This is a genomic window from Tepidiforma flava, assembly GCF_027594505.1.
Lineage (GTDB): Bacteria > Chloroflexota > Dehalococcoidia > Tepidiformales > Tepidiformaceae > Tepidiforma > Tepidiforma flava.
On the sequence record NZ_CP115149.1, the window covers coordinates 1,429,262 to 1,448,379 of the forward strand.

Genomic DNA, 19,118 nt, shown 5'->3' on the forward strand with positions numbered 1-19,118 from the left:
CAAACGCGGCCGGAATGAAAGATCGCCCGGTTAACCATCGGCTAACGTCACCCCGCGCACACTACTCAGGCGCTGAGCAGCTCCCCCTGCGGGATGCGCACGAAAAGGCGGCCAGCCTTTCCCTCCGGCTGGCCGCCTTCCTCATTCCTGCGACGGGCCCGCTGCCGTGCGGCCCGGCAGCCTCAGGCCTTGAGTCCGATGATGGACAGCGAGATCAGCATCCCGATGAAGACGCCGCAGATCAGCGTCAGCCAGCCAATCGTCTGCCACATGGCAGTCCACCCTCCCGTTGGACTCCGGCGCGTTTCGCCCGGCGCCCTCATCGTAACTCCCCCCGCGCCCACACGCGACGCCGCTGCCGAACCGCTACGATATCTCCATGCGCAGCGCACCGCGGGGCAGCAGGTGAAGGCGGTCATCCTCGCCGCCGGCGACGGCGGCCGGCTCGGCCACCTCACCCGCGAGCGGCCCAAGCCCCTCGTCGAGCTCGCCGGCCGTCCCATCATCGCCTACACCCTCGAAGCCCTCGCCGCCGCGGGCATCCGCGACGTCGCCGTCATCCTCGGCTACCGCGCCGCCCAGCTCGGCGAAGCCCTCGCCGCCGCCCCGCACGGCCTCGCCCTTTCCTTCATATATAACGCCCGCTTCCGCGAAGGCGCTTCCCTCTCCCTCGCCGCCGCCCGCCACTGGGCCGGCAGCGACCCCTTCCTCCTCCTCATGGCCGACCACCTCCTCTCCGCGCCCATCCTCCGGCGCCTCGTCGAAGCCCGGGCAGCGCAGCCCGCCGGCGTCTCCCTCGTCGCCGCCGACGCTCCCGCCCGCTGGCCCGAAGACTACCGCGACGAAGCCACCCGGCTCGCGCTCGACCCCGAACGCTTCGTCACCGCCATCGGTAAGCGCATCGAACCGTACGACGCTCTCGATACCGGCGCCTTCCTGCTCGACCCCGCCGCGTGGCGCGCCGTCGATGCAGCCCCGGAAAGCTGCGAACTCTCCGCCATCTTCGCCCGGCTCGCCGCCGGGCGAACCCTCCGCGCCGTCGACATCGGCGGCGCCCACTGGTACGACATCGATACCGGCGCCGACCTCGAAGCTGCCGAAGCCCTCCTCGCCGCCCGCCAATGACCTACGACGGCCTCGTCTCCCGCCACCTGAACCGGCGGCTCAGCCGGCCCGCCGCCCGCGCGCTCCGCCCGACGCCCGTCACCCCCAACCAGGTCACCGCCGCCACCCTGCTCCTCGCCCTCGCCGCCGGCGCCATGCTCGCCGCCGGCTGGAACATCGCCGGCGGCATCGCCATCCAGGCCGTCTCCGTCATCGACGGCGTCGACGGCGAACTCGCCCGCCTCAAGAACGCCGCCACCCGCTTCGGCGCCATCTTCGATGCCGTCACCGACCGCTACGCCGACGCCGCCATCATCGCCGGCATGACGGTCTACGCCGTCCGCTTCGAAGACTGGCCCCGGCCCGAATTCGTCGGCATGCTCGCCCTCGGCGCCTCCCTCATCATCAGCTACAGCCGCGCCCGCATCGAAGCCGACCTGCCCGGCGCCGTCCGCGGCGGCAACCTCGACAGCATCTTCGGCCTCGCCAGCCGCGACGTCCGCAGCCTCCTCCTCGCCATCGGCGCCATCCTGGGCCAGTGCTACCTCGCCCTCGCCCTCGTCGCCCTCCTCGCCTCCCTCACCATCGCCTGGCGCCTCATCTACCTTCGCTTCGCGAGTTGGGAGTGAGGAGCTGGGAGTTGGGAGTTGGGAGTCAAGAGTCTCTGAGCGACTGTCCCAACCCGGAAAGGATGGCGCTGAGCTCCTGGATCGCCGACTGCAGCTCGCGACCCCGTTCGTGCTCGAGCCAGCCCCGCTCCCGTGCCAGGAGCAACGCGCTGTCGAGTTCGAAGAGCGATCCCCGGGCTATCGCGACGTGCGAAGCAAACTCGCGCCGGGAGTGGCGTCCGCTCCCTTCGGCAATATTCGCCGACACTGAGAGCGCGGCGCGGGCGACCTGGTCCCGGAACCACGGCCGGCGCGCGAAAGGTTCGGATTCGGCGAGGTCGAGCACCTCATGCGCGAGCGCGTGGGCGCGTTGCCACGCGAGCAACCTCCGGTAGGGGAGCTCCGACACAGCGCAATCCTAGAACACCCAACGCTCCCCTCCTACCGCAAACTCCCAACTCCCAACTCCCAACTCCTCACTCCCAGCTCACCGCCGCTTCCCCGCCCCGGTCCCGCAGCTCGATCTCCAGCTGCGCCGGCCCCCCGCCGTGCGCGAACACCACCTCCAGCCGCCCCGCCTCCGACGGCCCCGCCGCCCGCGCCACCTCCTCCCCGTCCACCCGCACCGAAAGCTCCCCCCGGTACGCCAGCACGAACCGGTAGCGCCCCTCCGCCGGCAGCTCCACCTGCGCGCTCGCCACCAGGCTCCAGCGGTCGTCCACCAGGTCCACGAACGGCGCCCCCGCGTACGAGAGCGCCAGGCCGTCCACCGCGCCGTCCGCCACCTTCACGTGCCCGCTCGTCGGCCGGTCATCGAAAAACTCCACCCGGAAGCGCGCCGGCCGCGCCAGCTCCTGCGGCGGCGGCAGCGGCGTCGGCGTCGGCGCAGGCGTCGACGTCGGCTCCGGCGCCGGCAGCCCGCGGCTCACCGTCGGGCTCGGCCGAACCCCCCCGTGGCCGCCCCCCTCGCTCGCCGCCGGGTCCGAGGAACTGCCAGAAAATCACCCCGACCACCGCGAGCGCCAGCAGCGCCACCACTTCGCGAAGCCCGATCCCGCGCACCCCTCCAGTGTCCTCCCCCCGGCCCGAACGCGGAACGCCGAACCCCGGGATTTCCCCGCAAATTTGCCCGCCCCTTACCCGCCCCCGTTCCCCCAACCCCCGCTCCCCGGCGAAACTGTCACCCATGCGACGTCTCGCCGCCCTCCTCCCCGCCCTCGCGGGCGCCCTCCTCCTCACCATCGCCGCCGCCCAGGCTCCCAACTCCCAGCTCCCAACTCCCAACTCCCAGCTCCAAACTCCCAACTCCCAGCTCCCAACTCCCAACTCCCAGCTCCAAACTTCCGCCTCCTCCCTCCCCCACCGCCTCCTCCTCCCCGCGCTCGCCGCCGATTCGGCCGCCGGCAGCTCCGCCTTCGCCACCCCCACCCCCGCGCCGACCGGCACCCCCGCCAGCGCCGCCTGCGGCTACCGTGGCCCCGTTCGCACCCTCAGCGACCCTGCCGCGGCGGCCGTCGACCGCACCCCCGCGAACGGCTCCATCGGCGGCCTCCTCGCCCTCGACCGGCCCGCCGGCCTGGCCTCTGCCAGCCCCCGCCAGCCCGGCACCGAAACACAGGCCGTCGCCCTCGACGCCTGGCTCCGCGCCGCTATCCGCACCCCCGGCGGCGGCGTCGAACTCCTCATCTCCACCAGTCCCGACGGCCCCCTCCTGCGCGCCAGCTTCCCTTCCCCCGAATGCGCCGCCGGCGCCAGCCCGGCCGACCGCGACGCCATGGAAGCCGCCCGCGTCGCCTTCCTCCAGGCCTGCGGTGTCCCCACCGCCAGCCAGTGGCGCCCCCTCGGCGGCCGCGCCGTGCTCGCCGGCATCCCGGCCTGGGGCGAACCCCGCCCCTCCGGCACCGACGGCGCCCCGAGCGGCATCGAACTCGCCCCCGTCCTCAGCTTCGCCCTCGCGGGGAGCGCCGACTGCGACCCCGCCCAGCCCTTCGGCCCCACCCCCACGCCGACCCCCGGGCCCGTGCTCGAACTCCTCGTCCACGTCGACCCCATCCGCGTCAGCCGCGGCCAGCAGGTCACCGTCACCATCATCGTGCAGGAACCCCCCGGCCAAGGCGGCACCCCTGTCCCCGGCCCCGCCGGCATCCGCTGCAGCTACACCGCCTACGACGTCGCCCTCAACGAACTCGCGCGCGGCGGCCCGACGCCCACCGGCCCCGGCGGCCGCGTCAGCTGGACCTTCACCGTCCCCGAATGGGCCGCCCTCGATACCGCCAGCCGCGAAAACGGCCGCGTCCAGCCCCGCTGCGACGGCATCCCCGCCCGCGGCTCCGCCCGCCTCGAAATCGTCGGCTGAGATTGGAGGTTGGAGGTTGAAGGTTGGAGGTTGGTGTAGGATGCGCGGGTGGACCTGCCGTACCGGGAGCTGGAGGTCTGGCGGAAGGCGCACCGGCTGGCGATGGACGTGTTGGACCTCGCGGAGACGCCGCGGGTTCGCAGGGTGCCGTTCCTCCGTGACCAGTTGAGCCGGGCGGCGACCTCGGTGCCAGCGAACATCGCTGAGGGGCGCGGACGACGAACCCGGAACGACTACGCGGGGTTCGCTGCCAAGGCTCGCGGTTCGGTGTTCGAACTGGATTACTGGCTGTACCTCGCTGCCGAGCGGCAACTCATCGAAGATGCGACCTACGTTGCCTTGCACGGTCGGGCTGTGGAAGTGAGCGCGATGCTTGCATCGCTCATCGACCGGCTCCGCTCAGCGGGCGACTAGACTCGCACGCAACCTCTCAACCTCCAACCTCTCAACCTCCAACCTCTCAACCTCCAACCTCCAACCTCTCAACCTCCAACCTCCAACCTCCAACCTCCAACCTCCAACCTCTCAACCTCCAACCTCTCAACCTCCAACCTCTCAACCTCCAACCTCTCAACCTCCAACCTCTCAACCTCCAACCTCTCAACCTCCAACCTCTCAACCTCCAACCTCTCAACCTCCAACCTCTCAACCTCCAACCTCTCAACCTCCAACCTCTCAACCTCCAACCTCCAACCTCCAACCTCCAACCTCCAACCTCTCAACCTCCAACCTCCCTCCCCCGTTAACCCCCCTTCCCCCTCGCGCGTTACACCTCCCGGACGGAGAGCACCCCCGCGGGCTCGCCGTACCCCGCGCTTCCCCGCGCGCCGACGAAAGGATTGACCCTTGCGCCACCGGTCAGTACCTTTCGCAAGACTTTACCCTCGCCCGGGGCATGCCCCGCGGCGATACTCCGTGTCGATCCCGGGAGGCGCCATGCCCTTCGCCCGCAGCACCGCGACGGCCCCGCTCCCCGGCGCGCCCCGCGCCGGCCGCGCCGTCCCCGCTGCCGCACCCGCTTCGGCGCTCCCGCGTCCCGGTTCCCGCTTCCCTTCCTTCTCCTCCAACCTCCGCGCGCCCCACGCCGGGCCGCGGGGTGGCAGGGCTACCACACTCGGCACGAAAGGAGGGCTTCGCTGAGCGCAGCCGGGCGCCCGGCGCCGGGAACGCCGTGACGCTCCCGTGTGGCACCCAGGCTCCGCACCAACGAAATCCGACACACGAACCGACCAGAGGGAATGCCCGGATCCGCCCACGGCCTGCGCCAGGCCAGGCGCGGCAGACGAGCGGGCGACCTCGCCAGCAACCGAAGCCGGCGCCGCCGGCAGCGAAGTGCACCATCGCCCGCAGTCCGGGCGCATCCGGAACAGGGCAGCCCGGCACCCCCGCAGGGTGCAGAGCCGCCCGCCAGCAACCCTGAACACGTAAGGGGGGCACACGCCCCCGCCAGCAGCCAGGAGCGTTTCGCTCCGCCACCCGCCGAACCCCCGCCCGGGGCGCCGGCGGGGAACGAACCGAAACCGCTCACATGACTGGAGAGGTAACAGAATTTGAGTAAGGAACTTGCTCAGACCGTAGGCGGCAAGCGCGTCGCATGGCTCCTCGCGCTCCTCGCCGCCTTCGCCGTCGTGGCAGCCCTGGGCACCCAGTGGCGAAAGTCCGACGCGGCGCTGCCGACCACCCAGCTGGCATTGTCCCAGTCCCCGGCGAGCCCCGGCAGCATCAACCCCGGCGCGACCATCACCTATACCCTGAACATCCAGACCTCAGCGCCGAATACGGTGGGGGCCGTCGTTCTGACGGTCACCCTGCCGTCGGGCGTTCAGACCTCGACGTCCGCGGTCACTTGTCCCCCGGCGAACACAGGCGGCGCGGGTATCACCTGGACAGGAGCCGGCGCCGGCAGTGGCACGCTCACCTGCACGTCCAGCGGCATCCTCACGGCCGCCATTCCCAGCGGCAACATGACCGTGACCGTCGCTGCTGCGGCCTCCGGCACCGTTGGGGTGGCGTCAGCTTCTGCCGACGATGCCGGCCCGGAGAATCCGATCCCTGCCTCCCCGAGCCTGGGCCTCGGCACCCTGACCATCAACGGCGTCACCGCTACCGGCGCGACCGTTGCCGCCGGCGGGAACGCCACCGTGTCGTTCACCATCCCCGCGGGCCTCGACGTCTGCGGCGAGGTCACGGCCTCCGACGTGGGCTCGTTCGTCCCGACCGCGTCCGACGTGGTCATCACGCCGCCGACCGCTGCGACCTTCGTCTCGGCGACGACGGACGGCAACAACAACCCGAACGTCGTCACCGTGACCGTGGCGCCGGCCCCCGGCTTCACTGGCTCGTTCACGGTTGCCCTCCGCACGCACCTCGCAACGAGCCCGGTCACGACGGACTGCGCGGCGAACGGCCAGGCGGCCACCGTGAACGTCATCCTGCCGCAGCTCCGCCACATCGCGGATGACGGCTCGGTCATCACGCAGCAGGAAGTCAACAACAACGTTCGCGGCTCGCAGCACACCGTCTGCACCGTCGACCCGAACACGAACGCCGGCCTCGCCCTCCCCGTCGGCATCACGCTCTCGAACATCGTCGTCACCAACGGCGGCGGCTACGCCTCGACGGCGGACACCGACCCGACCTTCACCGACGTCCAGATCTTCGTCGGCAACGGCACCAACGGCCCGAACGGCGCCACCTGCATCATCTGGCGCTCGCTCGACGCCGGCGACCAGACGATCAGCATCGTCTACACGGTCGGCAGCCAGCAGTACAACGTGCTGTTCAGCGGCACCCAGGGCGTCGTGAAGGAGTGGAACCGGCTCGAGACGAGCACCGTCAGCGCCTCCGGCGGCGCCTCCGGCACCGCGACCGGCGCGAACGTGAACCTGCCGCTCACCGTTCCGCTCGTCCTCAACCCGCTCAACGGCCAGTACACGGGCAGCACGGTGACCATCACCGACGTCTTCAACGGCAGCCACACCAACAGCGCCGGCCAGAAGGAAGGCCCGATGCCGCTCGCCGGCGTCAACTGGGTCGCGACCCTCAGCGGCTGCGGCTCCGCTAGCGGCCTCGGCTCCGGCACGACGACGCTGACCAGCACCCCGGCCTCCGGCCCGAACACCCACGTCGTCGACAATCAGCCGAACGTCACCTTCGACCCGACCGGGTGCGCCCCGGGCAACACCGCGACGATCACCATCACCGGCACGGAGCCCGGCGCCCTCGGCTCCGGCACGCCGAACTCGGTGACCCAGACCGTCACCTTCTCCTTCGTCGCCCAGATCCCGGCGAAGCACGTCTTCCTCGCCTGGGCCGGCCAGCGCGTCGTCCTCGAGCACAACTGGGCGCTCAACCCGAACAGCCTCAGCAGCACCGCGGAGTCCTGCCCGACGCAGAGTGGTGCAATCGGCGCTCAGTACGTGAAGGGCGGCGGCCCCGGCAACTTCATCCCCGGCGGCACCGTCTACAGCATCATCGGCAGCGACGAAGCGCTCGCTGGCCTGACGGCTCCGGCCGGCGGCAGCGCGACCGTCGAAGGCTTCGCGTACCCGGCGTGCACCTCCGTCGCCGTCTACGAGTCGGAGGACCAGGGCCAGGTCGATGTCGAGGCGTGGCTCGCTTTCGTTGGCGAGGGCGGCCCCCAGGGCGCCCCGGCCTCGAAGGTCGCGTGGGTCATCTACTACATGAAGATCGAGCGCGTGAACCTCTCGCTGGTCACGCAGGTCTCGAAGCCGCTCCACAACAGCAGCAGCCTGCCGGACTGGGCCCCGGGCAACCCGTGGGACGCCTCCAAGGATGACGCCGACGGCACCACCGAGTGGAACGTCTCGAAGGACATCCTCGTCCGCGGCCGCGTCTCCGGCTGGTTCGTCAACAGCAACCCGTCCGGCCGCCCGGCCGATACGAGCAACCCGCTCAACGTCCTCCCGGCCAACCGCTGGGTCATGCCGAACGACTGGCCGCTGCTCGCGGGCGGTCCCGACGGCGAAGAGATCTGCGGGCCCGGCGACCCTGACCGTGCGACCCGGTCTTGCACGGCCGAGCAGTTCCGGCCGTACTACGACATCATGATCGCCCCGAACAACGTCGGCGGCTTCTCGCTGGCGTCGCCGTCCGGTCTCGGGTACTCCGTCGCGACCGTGGTCGCCCCGAACAACACCGGCGTCGGCTCCGCGACCTCGCCTGTCCGGGTCGCCAGCTGCGCGTACCTGCCGGCGGGCCAGGTCTTCTACTTCCCGGCCTCGCTGGCGACGTCGCGGACGGTCGTCTCCTGCGCCAGCGGGCTGCTCGTCTTCACCCCGGCGCTCTCCTCGGCCCCGGCTGCCGGCACGACGCTGCTGATCGCCTCCGGCACGCCGTTCATCGGCCCGTACAGCGCGCTCGACATCGTCGGCCTGACGGCGCTCGGCTTCGGCACCACCGCGCCGACGACGCTGTCGCCGTACGCGGTCCGGGACACCGCCTGGAAGGACGGCGACGTCGACTGGTGGGATGCCCCGATGCCGCCGGCCCCGGTCAGCGTCGCGCTCCGCGGCACCGGCTTCATCAAGATGGTCCTGAAGGACGAGGTCTACTACCTCGGCACGCCGAACACCGCCAGCCAGGTCTACCCGAACCCGTACTACTGGACGGAGATCCCCGAGAGCCCGTTCATCAGCGCAGTCGCGGCTGGCGGCGGCTACATGTGGGATAGCTGGGGCACCAATGGCGCCCCGAGGGGGCCGTACCCGTTCTGGACGCCGGTTCGCATCGGCGTGAACAGCGCCGGCATCGGCGACCCGTCGCTCAACGCAACCGACGTGGCCGAGCTCGGGCTCATCCGCACCTACTACGGCGACAGCACGATCGCCCGCGACCTGGTCGTCTACACGGACAACCACGGCGAGTTCATGGTTGCCGCGAACGGCGACTTCAAGACCGACCTCAGCCAGTGCGCGACCAACGCCCTCGCCGGCGGCAAGCACTGCAAGCCGGGCGACAACGTCGGCCGCGCCACCATCACCGCCACCGCCGATTACCCGGACTTCCGCGGCAAGCACTTCCCGGTGCTCTCCAACGCAGTCACGGTCGATTGGACCTGGGGCGGCTACAAGGACGTCACCGTCCACGACGGTGAGACCGACCAGTTCAAGTACATCGTGTTCCACGCGCTCGACCGCGATGGCTTCTGCTCCGTGCCCGCCGGCGCGGTCAGCCTCCACCCGGTCCTGAGCAGCGCGGATGCGCTCAACGACTTCAGCTCGCTCGGCGCCCGCTACAACGGCGACCCGGTCGAGAACGTCGACTTCCTCATCGACAGCGGTGAGGGCATCATCGTCGGCCAGTCCGGCGGCGGCACCATCAACGATGGGCGGCGCTTCGCCACCGGCGTGACCACCTTCTCCGTCGCGGCGAACGACCCGGCCGTCACCGGCATCAAGGAGTTCCCGCTGAGCCCGCTCGCGGCCTCCGGCCAGACCGATGAGTGCCAGGCCTGGATCAAGGTCTCGAACAGCCTCCTCGGCATCCTCAACGTCCTCGCGATCGCCAAGGATGACGAAGGCAACATCGGCTTCGACCGCGTCATCGACCTGTCGACCACCACGAGCTACACGCTCACCTTCCGCTGGAGCCTCATCACCTGGGCTGGCGCCAACGACATCCCGGTGATGGATGCCATCAAGGGCACCGGCTCCTCCGGCAAGAACCCCGGTGGCAACGACATCTCCGCCAGCGTGACCGCCATCTACGGCTGGAACGCTGCGGCCCAGCAGTGGCTCGGGTTCTTCCCGGCGGGCGTCAACGTGCCCGGCGCGAACGACCTGACCGTCCTCAAGACTGGCGAGGCCTACTGGATCGCCATCACCGGTCCGTCGTCCGTCACCTGGACTATCGCGACCAACATCAACTAACACCGGGTTCCCCGGCGGCCGTCCCTCCTCCGGGAGGGGCGGTCGCCGCCCCCGGCGGTTGATGTGGCCGAACAGACAGGAATGGAGCAAACCATGACGAAAGTTCTCAAGGTGCTCGCTGGCGGATGGCTCGCTGCGGTCCTCGGCGTCGCGCTCCTCGCGGCCGCCGGCACCCTCGGCGCCGGCACCGTCTCCGCGGAATCGCCGCCGAGCCCGCCCGCCCGGTTCGCCGGGACGGTCACGGTCGATGGCCAGCCGGTTCCCGCCGGCACCGTCATCGAAGCCCGCATCGGGAATGCCGCCTGCGGTGTCACCCAGACGTTCATGCAGGGCAACCAGTCCCGGTACGTCCTCGACGTCCCGGCCCTGAACCCCGGCGCAACCCCGAACTGCGGCGTCGATGGCGCCACCGTCACCTTCTACATCGGCGGCAAGCGCGCCGCTGAGACGGGCACGTGGGCGAACTACCAGCTCAATGAGCTGAACCTCACCTACACGACCCCGACGCCGACCGCGACCGCGTCGCCTACCGCGACGCCGCGCCCGCCGGCCACCGGCGACACCGTCGCCGCCGGCGGCGCTGCCTCGGCCAGCTGGCTCCTCGCCATCGCCGGCCTCGGCATCCTCGCCTTCGGCATCGGCGGTGTGGCGGTCGCCCGCCGCGCCCGCTAACCCTCACCCTCCGCGGTGAACCGAAGGGCCCTGCTCCGGCGGGGCCCTTCGTGGCGTTCTGAACCGCCTGCTCCCGCCTACTTCCGCGGCGGCCGCGCCCCGGCCGCCTCCAGCGCCCGCGCAAGGCGCTCCGCCGTGAACGGCTTCTGCACCAGCCCGGCGATGCGCCGCTTCACGTCCGTGTCGATGTGCGAATCCGCCGCGTAGCCCGTGCAGACGATGACCGGGAGGTCCGGGCGAATCGCGGTCAGGGCGCGGAACGTCTCCGAGCCGGTCATTCCCGGCATCACCAGGTCCAGCATGACCGCGGCGAACCGCTCCGGCCGCGCACGGACGATTTCGACCGCCGTCGCGCCCCCCGGCGCTTCGACCACGTTGTAGCCGAGCTCGCCGAGCGTCGCCGCCAGCGCCCGCCGCACCATCGCATCGTCGTCCACCACGAGGATGAGGTTCCCGTCGCCGGCGCTGAAGGCGTCGCCCTGGCTTTCGCCCCCGGCCTGCCGAAGCGGGAAGCTGAGGGTGAACGTCGTGCCGCGGCCCGGCTCGCTGTCGACCGTGATATCGCCGTGGTGCCCCTGCACGATGCCGTACGTGATCGCCATGCCGAGGCCCGTGCCGGAGCCGGGCGCCTTCGTCGTGTAGAACGGTTCGAAGATCCGCATCCGCACGTCCTCAGTCATCCCCGGGCCGGTGTCCGCAATTTCGACCCACGCCAGCGGGCCCGTCGCCCCCGCGCGGATGGCGATCCGGCCGCCCTCCGGCATCACATCCCGCGCGTTGAGCACAATGTTCGTCAGCGCCTGCTGCAGCTGCCCGGCATCGCCCTCCACGAGCAGCGGCTCGTCCGGCAGCGACACCGTCACCGCGATGCGCGAATGGAGCGCCGGCGCGAGCAGCTGCAGCGTGTCTTCGACCACCGTCCGCAGGTCCACCTGTCCGAACCGCACGAGCCCGCCGCGCGCTGAACGCCAGCAGCCGCCCGGTCAGGTCCGCCGCCTTCCGCGCCGCTTCCTCGATGAGCGCGACGTTCTCGCGCTCGTCCGCGTCGAGGTTGCGCGACCGCTTCAGCAGGCCGGCGAACCCGAGGATCGTCGTCAGCAGGTTGTTGAAATCGTGCGCCACCGCGCCCGCCATCGTCCCGAGCGATTCCATCTTCTGACTCTGCATCAGCTGCGCCATCAGAGCCTTCCGCTCGGAGACATCGCGGGCGAGCACAAGCACCGCTTCGCGCCCGCCGTACGCCACCAGCGAGGCCACCACCTCCACATCCAGCGGCGAACCGTCCCGCTTCCGGTAGCGCACGTCGGCGAGGTGCACCTCTCCATCAGCGTGGATGCGCGCCATGAACGACGCCAGCTCCGCTTCGTCCGCCATCGAAATGTCATCGAGGCGCAGCCCGTGCAGCTCGCGCTGCGCATAGCCGAGCACCCGCGCCGCGAACGGGTTCGCATCGAGGATCCGCCGGCTCTCCGCATCGACCGTCAGGATCATCTCCTCCGCCTGCGCCACCAGCGAGCGGTACTTCAGCTCGCTCTCGGCGAGGGACTCCAGCGCCGAGGCCTTCTCCAGCGCCAGCGCCAGCGGCCGGGCCAGCGTCCCCAGCAGCTCCGCATCCTCCGCCGTGAACCGGTCGGTGCCCTCCGCCCAGAGCGCGACCGAGCCGCGCACCGATTCGTGCACCACGAGCGGCGCGCGGATGACCGAGAGCAGGCCCGCCTCCAGCAGCGCCCGGTGGCCGGGGTGCAGCGGCGTCTCTTCCCGCGCGTCGGCGACCACCTCCGGCTGCGGCGCATGCTGCAGGGCAGCCCCCCGCAGCCGGCCGACCGGCACCTCCTCGGCGAACGCGTCCAGCGGCAGCGGCCGCGAACTGTCGAGCGCGAGCCGGCGCGCTGCCGGCTGTCCCGGTTCGAACGCGAACACGACGCCGAAATCCGCCCCGAAGAGCGCCCGGCAGTCGGCGAGGAACCGCTGCGCCACCCGCTCCGACGTGCCGCCGGCGTTCAGCCGCGCGAGGATGCGCGTCGTCGCCTCCAGCCGGGCCGTGCGGCGCGCCTGCTCCTCCCGGCTGCGGAAGTACCGGACTGCCAGCCCCAGCGGCTGCACCGCTTCCGCCAGCTGCTCGGCATCGAACCGCCCGAACCGGCCGGGCTCGCGGGCCCCCAGCGTCACGACGCCGCACACCCCTTCGCCGCCCATGAATGCCACCCGCATGCTGGAGCGAATGCCCGCCGCCCGCGCCGCCTCCGAGGTCGCCGTCAGCCGCGGCGCCGCCTGCAGGTCCTCGAAGACATGGACCACGGGCCCCGCCGGCGGCCAGGCGTCGAACACCTGCTCCACGGGCAGCTCCGCCCCCGGTGCCCATGCGCCGACCGGCGAGTCGATGCCTGCCAGCCGCACCATCCCCTGCTCCACGACCCCGATGGCGCAGTGGTCCGCCCCGTAGAGCGACCGCAGCGCCCTCGCGGCGTGGGCCGCCAGCTCTTCCAGCCGCTCGTGCGAGCCGAGCGCGCTCAGCACCTCCAGCATCGCCCGCGCCCGCCGGGCCTGCTCCCGCGCCGAGTCCATCAGGAACGCCCGCTCGAGCACCGTCCCCAGCGTGGCGGCGAGTTCGGCGAACTGCTCGAGGTCGCCCGCGTTCCAGCGGCCCGGCGCCGCCGCCGCGACCGTGGCGATGCCGCGCGGCACCCCCTCGCCGTCCCGGATCGGCGCCCGCATCACGCTCCGCAGCCCGTGCGCCGCGAGAAACGCCGTCGGTTCATCCTCCGCCAGCGAAGCGTCGGCGATGAGCGCCGGGCCGCTCTCCACCAGCCGCCGCCAGCCCACCGGGTGCTGCCGCAGCAGCGACGCCACCCGCTCCAGGTCCTCATCCCCGAAGTGCTCGGTCGACGAGCTGAGCGTCGCGATATCCCCCGGCGCGGTCGTCACGACCACCGCATGGCTGGCGCCGAACAGCCGGCGGACCTCGCGGACGAACACCTCGCCCGCCTGCCGCAGCGAAGCCCCCGGCGTCAGCGCCAGCAGCATCCGCGTCTTCGCCTCCAGCAGCTCCGACGTTTCGGCCATCCGCGCCAGCAGCCGCACCCGGTCGATCGCGATGGCCATCGGCCGCGCCAGCTCCATCAGTCGCTCTTCATCCGCCCGGGTGTACCGGCCCGGCTCCCGGCTGCCCACCGTCACCAGCCCGACCGTCCCGTCCGAGAGCGCGAACGGCACCCGCATCCCGGAGCGCAGCCCCCGCTCGTACCCGATGCGCGTCCCCGGGTTCGCCGCCGGGCTCGCGAAGACGTCGCCCGCCGGTTCGCCTTTGCCCTCCAGGGCCGCCCGGTACGCCGCGACATCCTCGTCCGAAAGCCCCGGCGGCAGGTCCCCGGGCTGCAGCGCCGCCGAGCTCATCCCGAGCACCTCGCGCACCCGCCGGTCGAGGTCGACCGTGCCCAGCGCCACGTGGTCCGCGCCGAAGTACGCCCGCAGCCGCTCCGCAATCGCCTGGCAGGCCGGCGCCAGCTCGCGCGCCTGCCAGAGCGTCTCCAGCAGCTCAGCGCCCACCGTGAGCAGCTCGGCCTGCCGCTCGAGCGTGAGCGCATGCGCAACGGCCAGCTCGCCCCGCCGCACCCGTTCGACCCCGATCTCGAGCACCCGTGCCACCCGGGCGAGGAACGCCCGCTCCTCGCCCGCCCAGGCCGACGGCTCCTTCCGGAGCGCGACCAGCGCCAGCCGGAGACCCGCACCCCAGCGGTGGGTCCGCACCGCCGCAGCCAGGGAGCCCATCCCCAGCCGTTCCCGCGCGAACCGCTCCGCCGGCAGCAGCCCGTCGGCCGATTCCAGCGATTCACGCACCCACGCCGGGCTGCCTTCCCGCTCCCCCATCGGCCGATTGCCCGGGTCCAGCGCCGCCCGCCGCGCCTCCGCCCACAGCGCCGGCGTCAGGAGCCCGGCCGGCGCCGAACGGAACGTCCAGTCGCCCCCCGGCCCGCCTTCGACCATCACGATCGCCGCTTCCGCGCCGACGGCTGCGCGGACCCCCTCGGCAGCCCCCGCGAGCAGCGCCGCCTCGTCCTCCGTCGAGGCCACCATCGCCAGCAGCTCCGCCTCCGCCGCCCGGATCGCGCGCTCGAACTCCATCCGCTCCAGCAGCAGCCGCGGCCGGAGCGTCTGCATCGCCGCCTGCGTCACCTCCCAGAGCTGCCCCAGCGACTCCCGCGAGAACCGGCCCGGTTCGACCGAGCCGACCAGCACGAACCCCATCGGCTGGCCCCGCTCGTCCGTCAGCGGCAGCCGCACCGTCGAGCGGATCCCTGCCGCGATCGCCGCCCGCTGCCCCGGCGTTGGCCGCGGGATCGCGAGCGTGTCTTCGAACACGGCCCCGCCTTCATCAGCCAGCAGGCGGCTGAAGGCCGCATCGCTCTGCCGGTGATCGAACGGCCACCGCCCCGGCGAATGCTCGCCGTCGAGCGGCCACCAGAACGCGCGCCGCCCGCGCCGCGAGAGCGCGACGTAGCCGCACTCGCCGCCCAGCGCCCGCGCGGCAGCCTCCGCGAAGCGCGTCAGCTCCTCCTCGATCGAACCGGCATCCGCGGCCCCGGCGCGCCAGGCCCGCAGCGAACTGTCAGCCGGCCGCCCGCCCTCACCCGGCGAGCCGGCCGGCGCTGTCTCCCCCATGGAATTCCCCCGGCGCCGCGGCGGTTCACCGCCCCGGCGGGAACGCCCTCGGCAGGCCCCCGCATCGTACGTACAGCAGTTTCCGGCGCGATATTGGGGAGTTCCCGAACATTCACCCGGCAACGATTTTTCCCGCCGAAATCCTCGGCAACCCCCGCCCGCGCCTCCCGGCGCCGGCGCGGTACCATACGCACCATGAACGAAACCTTGCGCTCGCGAACCCGCGTCGTCGTCACCGGCCTGGGCGCCATCACTCCCGCCGGCCAGACCGTCGAAGAATTTTGGCAGAACCTCGTCGCCGGCCGCTCCGGCATCGGCCACCTCACGATGGTCGACCCGGCCGGTTACCCCTGCAAGTTCGCGGGCGAAATCAAAGACTGGGACCCGACCCGCTACATCGAGCGAAAGGCCGCCCGCCGCATGGCCCGCTTCAGCCAGTTCATGGTCGCCGCCGCCGCGCAGGCCATCGACGACGCCGGGCTCGACCTCGATGCCGAGGACCGCGACCGTCTCGCCGTCCTCATCGGCAACGGCGGCGGCGGCTACCCCGATATCCAGGAGGCCGCCCGCACCCTCTTCGAACGCGGCGGCATGCGCATCGACCCCCTCTACCTCGCCCGCTCCCTCGGCAACATGGCCGCTGCCCAGGTCTCGCTCCAGTTCGGCCTCCGCGGCTACAACGGCACCATCGTCACCGCCTGCGCCGCCGGCACGCAGGCCATCGGCGAAGCCGCCATGCTCATCCGCTCCGGCCGCGCCGAGGTCGTCGTCACCGGCGGCTGCGAAGCCGGCATCTCCGAACTCGGGCTCGCCGGCTTCTCCGTCATGCGCGCCCTCACCAGCTACGACGGCCCCCCCGAAGAGGCCAGCCGCCCCTTCGACGCCCTCCGCGACGGCTTCGTCCCCTGCGAGGGCGCCGGCGCCCTCATCCTCGAATCCGAAGCCCACGCCCGCGCCCGCGGCGCCCGCATCTATGCCGAGATCGCCGGCTTCGGCTGCACCAACGATGCTTTCCACGTCGCCGCCCCGCCCGATGACGGCGAAGGCGCCGCCCGCGCCATGGCCGAAGCCCTCCGCGATGCCGGCCTCCAGCCCGGCGACATCGACTACATCAACGCCCACGCCACCAGCACGCCCCTCGGCGATACCGCCGAAACCCGCGCCATCAAGCGCGTCTTCGGCGAAGGCGCCTACCGCCTCGCCATCAGCGCCACCAAGTCCCTCATCGGCCACGGGCTCGGCGCCTCCGGCGGCATGGAAACCGTCGCCACCATCAAGACGATCGAGACCGGCATCATCCACCCCACCATCAACCTCCACCACCCCGACCCCGACTGCGACCTCGACTACGTCCCGAACGTCGCGCGCGAGGCGCCCGTCCGCGCCGCGCTCAAGAACAGCTTCGGCTTCGGCGGCCAGAACAGCTCGCTCGCCATCGTCCGCTACGAGCCGTAGGCCCCGTTCGAAACGCCGCGCGCCCGCCCAAGACGAACGGCCCCGGGGGAGGCTCCCCGGGGCCGCGTGGCGCTTGCGAACCTGCCAGGCCGCCTCAGACGACGCCCGGCGGCACCTCGACGTCGCCGTCGCGCAGCGGCCGGGCCGTCGGCCGGACGCTCACCTCCAGCAGCTCGGCGATGTCGAACGCCTTGATGGTGCGCTTCTCCTCGTCCGGCTGCACGGCCGGGATGCCGTCCTCGAACATCTGGATGCAGAACGGGCAGGCCGTCGCCACGATGCTCGCGCCCGTGTTCGCCGCCTCCGCCGCGCGGAGGTGGTTGACGCGCGTGCCTGCCTCTTCCTGCCACATGTTGCCGCCGCCGGCGCCGCAGCAGAGGCCCCGCTCCCGGGAGCGCGGCATCTCCACCAGCTTCGCGCCCGGGATCGCCTCGATGACCTGCCGCGGCGTGTCGTAGATGCCGTTCCCGCGGCCGAGGTAGCAGCTGTCGTGGACCGTGATGGTCGCGCCGTTGCCTTCCTTCGGCTTCAGGTCGCCCTTCGCCAGCAGGAACTGGAGGAAGTCGGCGTGGTGGGTCACTTCCCACTTCCCGCCGAAGTCCGGGTACTCGTTCCGGAACGTGTTGAAGCAGTGCGGGCAGCTCGTGATCACCCGCTTCACGCCCATCTCGTTCAGCGCATCCGCGTTCGCCTGCGCCATCGTCGCGAAGAGGAACTCGTTGCCAAGGCGCCGCGCCGGGTCGCCGTTGCAGGTCTCCGCCTGCCCCAGCACCCCGAAGCTCACGCCCGCTTCGAGCAGCAGCTTCGTCACCGCCTGCGTGATCGGGATGTTCCGCTCCACCAGGGCGCCCGAGCAGCCGACCCAGTAGAGGTAATCCTGCGAGCCGTCGTAGACCGGCACGTCGATGCCCTGCGCCCGCAGCTGCTCAATCCACGTCTCGCGCGTCAGCTGGGTGCCGCGCCACGGGTGGCCGCGCTGCTCGAGATTCTGGAGCGCCGCCTGCGCCGTCGCCGGCACCCGCGCCTGCTCCATCACGAGATAGCGCCGCATCTCCACGATCGGCGGCACGTGCTCCACCAGCACCGGGCACTCCTGCATGCAGGCGCCGCACGTGCGGCAGGCCCAGAGCGTCTCATCCTTGATGTAGCCGCCCACCAGCGGCTCCAGCTCCTCCTCCGGGTTCTTCCCTTTGATGATGAGCGGGCCCGCGTGGTTCATGTAGGTTTTGATGTCCTGGATGAGCGCCATCGGCGAGAGCGGCTGCCCCGCCGTGTACGCCGGGCACACCTCGGTGCAGCGGCCGCAGCGGACGCACGTGTCAGCGTCGAACAGTGTCTTCCATGTGAAATCCTGCAGCCGGCCCGCGCCCAGGCCCGCGCCTTCCTCGATGAGCTTCTCGATGTCGCCCATCGGCTCCAGGTAGAGCGGCGTCGTCGGCCGCTTGAAGAACGCGTTCACCGGCGCCAGCGCGATGTGCCGGAACTTCGTCAGCGCCATCAGCGTCAGCAGCGCGAAGGCCGCCACCACGTGGAACCACCACCAGCCGACGTGGAAGTTCAGCAGCGTATCCGGGGAAACGCCGCCCAGCAGCTTCGCCACCACGTAGCCCGCCGGCGACCACTTCGACCACGACTCGTTCCCCGCCGGGATCTCGTCGCCGCCGATGCGCAGCCCCTCGACGATGATGCCGCTGAACAGCACCACGCCGAGCAGACCGACGATGATGGCGTCCTCCGTGCCGCGCCGGTCCCAGTTCAGCTTCGCCGGCGGCGAGATGTACCGCCGGTACACCGCCATCCCGATGCCGATGAGCCCGATGACGCCGAACACGTCGCCGACGAGCGAGTAGACGAGGTACGTCCCGCCCGTCAGGAAGAGGTGCTCCTTGTCCATCCCGAGGATGATCGGCGCGTAGTCATCGATCGCCAGCAGGATGGTCACGATCGTCAGCACGACGAAGCTCGAGTAGATGAAGCCGTGCATGACGCCCGCGTACCGGTCGTTCTTCACCCGGCTCGTGCCGGCGCCGAGCGTCAGCATGTTCGTGATGCGGCCGCTCAGGCTCTGGTTCACCCGGTGCGGCTTGCCGAGCCGCCAGACCCGCATCCGCTGCAGGAGCGCGCCGAAGATCACCGCCATCGAGACGGTGAACACGAAATACATCAGCCACGGCGTCTTGATGTTGAAGAACACCTCGCGCGAGGCGTCCGTCGTCCGGGCCGTCTCGATCGCCGAGATCGCCGCGAGGATTGCCATCGGGACGACGATGCCGCCCCAACTCCCGCGCAGCCGCGTGCCCTTCCGGCCTGCTCCCCCACTGCCGGTCATCGAACTGTTCGTCATACCACGCGTTCCCGTACCAGGTTTCGAAG

The 19,118-nt window shown here is 71.4% G+C and carries 13 protein-coding genes; 7 read left to right on the top strand and 6 right to left on the bottom strand.

Annotation, left to right across the window (positions count from 1 at the left end; translation table 11 throughout):
- Window positions 1-198: 198 nt before the first annotated feature.
- Together O0235_RS08075 and O0235_RS08080 are read left to right on the top strand one after the other, a co-directional pair.
- Window positions 199-1,125: a phosphocholine cytidylyltransferase family protein gene (locus O0235_RS08075; RefSeq protein ID WP_270055279.1), complete on the top strand. Its 927-nt coding sequence runs from the start codon at window positions 199-201 to the stop codon at window positions 1,123-1,125.
- Window positions 1,122-1,733 (top strand): CDP-alcohol phosphatidyltransferase family protein, encoded by a 612-nt coding sequence (locus O0235_RS08080; RefSeq protein ID WP_270055280.1) that lies wholly within the window; start codon window positions 1,122-1,124, stop codon window positions 1,731-1,733. The genes O0235_RS08075 and O0235_RS08080 overlap by 4 nt, the downstream gene beginning before the upstream one ends.
- 25 nt (window positions 1,734-1,758) lie before the next feature.
- Here the strand turns inward: O0235_RS08080 and O0235_RS08085 are convergent, their stop codons facing one another.
- A complete protein-coding gene (locus O0235_RS08085; RefSeq protein WP_270055281.1) occupies window positions 1,759-2,121 on the bottom strand; it encodes a four helix bundle protein in 363 nt (120 codons plus the stop codon).
- Window positions 2,122-2,188: 67 nt separating this feature from the next.
- Entirely contained in the window at window positions 2,189-2,641 is a 453-nt protein-coding gene (locus tag O0235_RS08090; RefSeq protein WP_270055282.1) for a PA14 domain-containing protein, read from the bottom strand.
- 257 nt (window positions 2,642-2,898) lie between these two features.
- Between O0235_RS08090 and O0235_RS08095 the strand changes: the two genes are divergently transcribed.
- Window positions 2,899-4,068, top strand: a complete 1,170-nt coding sequence (locus O0235_RS08095; protein WP_270055283.1) for a hypothetical protein — start codon at window positions 2,899-2,901, stop codon at window positions 4,066-4,068.
- A 48-nt stretch (window positions 4,069-4,116) separates the two neighbouring features.
- A complete protein-coding gene (locus O0235_RS08100) occupies window positions 4,117-4,482 on the top strand; it encodes a four helix bundle protein (RefSeq protein WP_270055284.1) in 366 nt (121 codons plus the stop codon).
- A gap of 68 nt (window positions 4,483-4,550) precedes the next feature.
- Here the strand turns inward: O0235_RS08100 and O0235_RS08105 are convergent, their stop codons facing one another.
- A complete protein-coding gene (locus O0235_RS08105; protein ID WP_506005433.1) occupies window positions 4,551-4,790 on the bottom strand; it encodes a hypothetical protein in 240 nt (79 codons plus the stop codon).
- Window positions 4,791-5,618: 828 nt separating this feature from the next.
- On the opposite strand from O0235_RS08105, the gene O0235_RS08110 reads away from it, so the two are divergent.
- Both O0235_RS08110 and O0235_RS08115 read left to right on the top strand, forming a co-directional pair.
- The gene (locus O0235_RS08110; RefSeq protein WP_270055286.1) at window positions 5,619-9,959 is read left to right on the top strand and encodes an autotransporter outer membrane beta-barrel domain-containing protein; all 4,341 of its coding nucleotides are present in this window, start codon (window positions 5,619-5,621) and stop codon (window positions 9,957-9,959) included.
- 93 nt (window positions 9,960-10,052) lie between these two features.
- Window positions 10,053-10,631 (top strand): hypothetical protein, encoded by a 579-nt coding sequence (locus O0235_RS08115; RefSeq protein WP_270055287.1) that lies wholly within the window; start codon window positions 10,053-10,055, stop codon window positions 10,629-10,631.
- A gap of 77 nt (window positions 10,632-10,708) precedes the next feature.
- Here the strand turns inward: O0235_RS08115 and O0235_RS08120 are convergent, their stop codons facing one another.
- Both O0235_RS08120 and O0235_RS08125 read right to left on the bottom strand, forming a co-directional pair.
- Entirely contained in the window at window positions 10,709-11,395 is a 687-nt protein-coding gene (locus O0235_RS08120; protein WP_270055288.1) for a response regulator, read from the bottom strand.
- Window positions 11,304-15,290 (bottom strand): GAF domain-containing protein, encoded by a 3,987-nt coding sequence (locus tag O0235_RS08125; protein ID WP_270055289.1) that lies wholly within the window; start codon window positions 15,288-15,290, stop codon window positions 11,304-11,306. The genes O0235_RS08120 and O0235_RS08125 overlap by 92 nt, the downstream gene beginning before the upstream one ends.
- A gap of 195 nt (window positions 15,291-15,485) precedes the next feature.
- On the opposite strand from O0235_RS08125, the gene fabF reads away from it, so the two are divergent.
- On the top strand, window positions 15,486-16,745 hold the full coding sequence (fabF, locus tag O0235_RS08130; RefSeq protein ID WP_270055290.1) for a beta-ketoacyl-ACP synthase II: 1,260 nt from the start codon (window positions 15,486-15,488) through the stop codon (window positions 16,743-16,745).
- A 94-nt stretch (window positions 16,746-16,839) separates the two neighbouring features.
- Here fabF and O0235_RS08135 read toward each other — a convergent pair whose 3' ends face one another.
- Window positions 16,840-19,002, bottom strand: coding sequence for a heterodisulfide reductase-related iron-sulfur binding cluster (locus tag O0235_RS08135; RefSeq protein WP_270055291.1), 2,163 nt, complete (start codon window positions 19,000-19,002; stop codon window positions 16,840-16,842).
- Window positions 19,003-19,118: the final 116 nt, after the last annotated feature.